The following is a 5,441-nucleotide window of genomic DNA, read 5'->3' on the forward strand; positions in this document are numbered from 1 at the left end:
GACGGCTCGGTGCCGTCCACCGGTCAGCGGCGCCCTGGCCTCCCACGGGCTGGCCCCGCAGTACTCTCGGCGCGATGGGGCTTAGCTTCCGGGTTCGGAACGGGACCGGGCGTGCCCCCCATGCTCTGGCCGCTGACCGGTGGGCGGCGCCCACCGTTACGGTGTCCTGGGTCTCATCTACGTGCCCTGGGGGCCGCATGGCGCATAGGGGAGGTGACTCGGGGGCATCCTCGTGCCCGGACCGCGCGCATGAGCGCTGGGTCCCGCGGGCCGCGAGGTGCGGTTCCGGAAGAGCTCGGGCGATTAGTGCGGCTCGGCTGAGGACGTCGCCGTCCTTGCACCTGCCGTCTATCGACCAGGTAGTCTACCTGGGCCCTTACCGGAAGGAGAACTAATCCCTGGAACGGCTTCCCGCTTAGATGCCTTCAGCGGTTATCCGCGCCGCACGCGGCTACCCGGCCGTGCCGTTGGTCGACAACCGGTTCACCGGAGGTGCGTCCACCCCGGTCCTCTCGTACTGGGGGCAGCCTCCATCGATTCTCCTGCGCCCACGGAGGATAGGGACCGAACTGTCTCACGACGTTCTGAACCCAGCTCGCGTACCGCTTTAAACGGCGAACAGCCGTACCCTTGGGACCTGCTCCAGCCCCAGGATGCGATGAGCCGACATCGAGGTGCCAAACCTTGCCGTCGATGTGGACTCTTGGGCAAGATCAGCCTGTTATCCCCGGAGTACCTTTTATCCGTTGAGCGACGGCCCACCCACTCGGGGCCGCCGGATCACTAGAGCCTGCTTTCGCACCTGCTCGGCTTGTGGGCCTCGCAGTCAAGCCCGCTTGTACTCTTGCATTCAAAAGGACGGTTGCCGACCGTCCCGAGCGGACCTTCGCGCGCCTCCGTTACCCTTTAGGAGGCGACCGCCCCAGTCAAACTGCCCGCCTGGCACGGTCCCCGAGCCGGTTGACGGCCTCGGGTTAGGACGCCGGTCGCGCGAGGGCAGTATTCCAAGGGCGGCTCCCCGGGGGCTGGCGCCTCCGGATCGATGCCTCCTGCCTATCCTCTACACGCGGGACCAGCGGCCAATGCCAAGCTGCAGTGAAGGTTCACGGGGTCTTTCCGTCCTTCCGCGGGTAAGTCGCATCTTCACGACCAGTGCAATTTCACCGGGTCCATGGTCGAGACAGCGCCCAAGTCGTTGCGCCTTTCGTGCAGGTCGGAACTTACCCGACAAGGAATTTCGCTACCTTAGGACCGTTATAGTTACGGCCGCCGTTTACCGGGGCTTGGCTTCGGGGCTTCGCCGAATCGGCTAACTCCTCCGCGTGACCTTCCGGCACCGGGCAGGCGTCAGACCCTATACGTCGCCTTGCGGCTTCTGCAGAGTCCTGTGTTTTTGGTAAACAGTCGCTTGGGCCTCTCCACTGCGGCCCGCCTCCGCTCCCGGAGCAAGTCCGTTCACGTACGCGCGGGCACCCCTTCTCCCGAAGTTACGGGGCCATTGTGCCGAGTTCCTTGACCATGGTTGACCCGATCGCCTCGGTATGTTCTACCCACCCACCTGTGTCGGTTTGCGGTACGGGCGCGCACGCGCCTGCCTAGGGGTTTTTCTAGGGACCTCGGGCTCACTCGCTTCGCTCAGATGCTTCGTCCGGAGCCTCGCCCTCGTGCGGACCGGATTTCCCTGGTCCGCGGGCCGCGCTCCATCACGGGGACGTCCAGAACCCCGCCGAGCCACCCCCATCCGTCGCCCCGTCGGTCGTAGCGCCGCGTGCGCGGTGCAGGAATGTCTGCCTGCTGCGCGTCGGCTACGCCTTCCGGCCTCGCCTTAGCCCCCGACTGACCCTGGGAGGATTAGCCTTGCCCAGGAAACCTCGGGTTCACGGCGGACGAGTTACTCTCTCGTCTCTCGCTACTCATGCCAGCATTCTCACTCCCATGCGCTCCACCGCCGGTCGCCCGGCGGCTTCCCCGCCCATGGGAAGCTCCCCTACCGATTCTGTAAATCAAAATCCCGCCGCTTCGGTGTCCAGCTTAGCCCCGTGTATTGTCGGCGCATGTCCACTCGACCAGTGAGCTGTTACGCACTCTTTGAATGGATGGCTGCTTCTAAGCCAACATCCTGGTTGTCTGGGCGGACGCACATCCTTTGCCACTCGGCTGGAACTTGGGGACCTTAGCGGGCGGTCCGGGCTGTTTCCCTCTCGAGCACACAGCTTAGCCCACATGCTCTGACTGCCGCGCTCTGGGCCGCCGGCATTCGGAGTTCGGTTGGATTCGGTAGGCGGCGAAGCCCCCTCGTCCATCCGGTGCTCTACCTCCGGCGGTGAACGCGCGACGCTAGCCCTAAAGCTATTTCGGGGAGAACGAGATATCTCCGGGTTTGATTGGCCTTTCACCCCTATCCGCAGGTCATCGCCGCCGTTTTCAACCGACGTGCGTTCGGCCCTCCACGGGGTCTTACCCCCGCTTCAGCCTGCCCACGGATAGCTCACCCGGCTTCGCGTCCGCGGCGCGGGACTCAAGTCGCCCTGTTAAGGCTCGCTTTCGCTCCGGCTCCCTTTCGGTTAACCTCGCCCCGCGCCAGCGACTCGCTGGCTCATTCTACAAAAGGCACGCCGTCACACCACATGGGTGCTCCGACTGCTCGTGGGCGCACGGTTTCAGGTACTGTTTCACTCCCCTCCCGGGGTGCTTTTCACCTTTCCCTCACGGTACTGGTGCGCTATCGGTCACAGGGTAGTACTCAGGCTTGGATGGTGGTCCACCCAGGTTCGGACCGGGTTTCACGTGCCCGGCCCTACTCAGGGACCGCGTCGCGCCGTCCGGTCTGGGTTCGCGTACGGGGCTGTCACCCGCTGCGGCCGGCCCTCCCATGCCGTTCCGCTCCCCAGCCGGACCTGCGCCCGGGGGCGGCAGCCCCCGGATGCGCGGCCCTGCAACCCCGTCGGCGGAACCCCTGCCGGGTATGCCCGCTCGACGGTTTGGCCATCGGTCCCCTTTCGCTCGCCGCTACTCGGGGAGTCTCGAGATTGATTTCCTCTCCTCCGGGTACTTAGATGTTTCAGTTCCCCGGGTTGTCCTCCCCGCCCCTATGTGTTCGGGGTGGGGATATGCACACTGCTGTGCATGGGTTCGCCCATTCGGAGACCCCCGGGTCGAAGGATGTGTGCTCCTCGCCGGGGATTATCGCAGCTTGCCGCGTCCTTCATCGGCTCCCTGTGCCAAGGCATCCGCCGTGCGCCCGTGGTATCTTGCGGGACCGCATCGGGCCCGCGGGATATCCACGTGTCGCTAATTAAGTCAATTAATCGATATCATGAATAGCGCTCGTATGTCGCAATTCGGGTATCTCATACCGCGGCACAGTCTTGACTGTGCTCGCGATCAGATGCTCCTCACTCATTAATAAGTGAATTCTTCTTGTTTGGATCGGATGAATGATTGCTATCATTCTGTCTGATAAATCGCAGAAAAGAATCGAGTCTGGAAGAATGATCTTCCATCTCTCTCCTATCGCTATGCGGCTCTCAAGGTACGCGGGTGCGACCCCGGGGACCGGGTGCTGCGGGGAATCATCCTGGCGGACATCTACCGGACGGGCTCCTGCCCTCTATTCGAGTTAAAGTGTTTTCTCTCTAAGAATGTGTCTCCCTAGAAAGGAGGTGATCCAGCCGCACCTTCCGGTACGGCTACCTTGTTACGACTTCACCCCCCTCACCCTCCACACCTTCGGCGCCTCCCCCCTCTCGGTTGGGCCGGCGACTTCGGGTGCAGACGACTCGGGTGGTGTGACGGGCGGTGTGTACAAGGCCCGGGAACGCATTCACCGCGGCATGCTGATCCGCGATTACTAGCAACTCCGACTTCATGGGGGCGGGTTGCAGCCCCCAATCCGAACTGGGGCCGGCTTTCCGGGATCCGCTCCCCCTCGCGGGGTGGCATCCCTCTGTACCGGCCATTGTAGCACGTGTGCAGCCCAGGGCATAAGGGGCATGATGACTTGACGTCGTCCCCGCCCTCCTCCGCCTTGACGGCGGCGGTCCCGCGTGGGTTCCCGGCATCACCCGATGGCAACACGCGGCGGGGGTTGCGCTCGTTGCGGGACTTAACCCAACATCTCACGACACGAGCTGACGACAGCCATGCACCACCTGTATGGGCTCCTCTCGGCCACGGGGTCTCCCCCGCTTCACCCATATGTCAAGCCCTGGTAAGGTTCTTCGCGTTGCTTCGAATTAAGCCACATGCTCCGCTGCTTGTGCGGGCCCCCGTCAATTCCTTTGAGTTTTAGCCTTGCGGCCGTACTCCCCAGGCGGGACGCTTAATGCGTTGGCTGCGGCACGGGGGGATCGTCCCCCCACACCTAGCGTCCATCGTTTACGGCTGGGACTACCAGGGTATCTAATCCTGTTCGCTCCCCCAGCTTTCGCGCCTCAGCGTCGGTCTCGGCCCAGAGGGCCGCCTTCGCCACCGGTGTTCCACCCGATATCTGCGCATTCCACCGCTACACCGGGTGTTCCACCCTCCCCTACCGGACCCAAGCCGCGGAGGTTCCGGGGGCTTCGGGGGGTTGAGCCCCCCGCTTCGACCCCCGGCCTGCCGGGCCGCCTACGCGCGCTTTACGCCCAATGAATCCGGATAACGCTCGCCCCCTACGTATTACCGCGGCTGCTGGCACGTAGTTAGCCGGGGCTTCTTCTGCAGGTACAGTCTTGACTCTTCCCTGCTGAAAGCGGTTTACGACCCGAAGGCCTCCGTCCCGCACGCGGCGTCGCTGCGTCAGGGTTCCCCCCATTGCGCAAGATTCCCCACTGCTGCCTCCCGTAGGAGTCTGGGCCGTGTCTCAGTCCCAATCTGGCCGGTCGGTCTCTCAACCCGGCTACCCGTTGTCGGCACGGTGGGCCGTCACCCCGCCGTCTACCTGATGGGCCGCGGAGCCATCCCCTCCCGTCGGGGCTTTAGCCGGGGTGCCATGCGGCACCCCGGGGTATCCGGTATTACCCGTCCTTTCGGGCGGCTATCCCGGGGGAGGGGGCAGGTTCTCCACGTGTTACTCAGCCGTTCGCCACTCGCTTCCACCCGAAGGTGGGTGCCGTTCGACTTGCATGTGTTAGGCGCGCCGCCAGCGTTCATCCTGAGCCAGGATCGAACTCTCCGTCCAAAATATTTGGGCTTCGAGCCCGTCCGGTCCTCTCAGTTCATCGCTGATCGGTTCCGTTCGATTCATATGGTTTTAGTATAGGAAAAGGAATTTCTCGGGGCCGCCTCTCGGCGGCCTTGCGAAAAACAAATCCAAGTTAGACCATTTCAAATGGTTCGATGTCTGCCCGGATGCGACACTGAATGTGTCCATCCTCGCAGTATCCGGTTCTCAAGGTGCACGCCTGGCGGCTGATCCGGTCCGACCGGGCCGCGCGGCAAGGAGATATATTGCCAGACCG

At 63.5% G+C, this 5,441-nt stretch carries 3 rRNA genes; all 3 read right to left on the reverse strand.

The features are described 5' to 3' along the window. Positions 1 to 21 precede the first annotated feature (21 nt). The 3 genes from rrf to I2E13_RS10810 all read right to left on the reverse strand — a co-directional run bounded on the left by rrf (position 22) and on the right by I2E13_RS10810 (position 5,161). Positions 22 to 137, reverse strand: a 5S ribosomal RNA gene (rrf, locus tag I2E13_RS10800). 146 nt (positions 138 to 283) lie between these two features. Beyond that, positions 284 to 3,257: ribosomal RNA gene (locus I2E13_RS10805) — 23S ribosomal RNA — on the reverse strand. Positions 3,258 to 3,655: 398 nt separating this feature from the next. Then, positions 3,656 to 5,161, reverse strand: a 16S ribosomal RNA gene (locus I2E13_RS10810). The 16S, 23S and 5S rRNA genes sit together here, the layout of an rRNA operon. Positions 5,162 to 5,441 lie beyond the last annotated feature (280 nt).

The sequence above is a fragment of the Collinsella aerofaciens genome (assembly GCF_015554145.1).
GTDB lineage: Bacteria > Actinomycetota > Coriobacteriia > Coriobacteriales > Coriobacteriaceae > Collinsella > Collinsella aerofaciens_AA.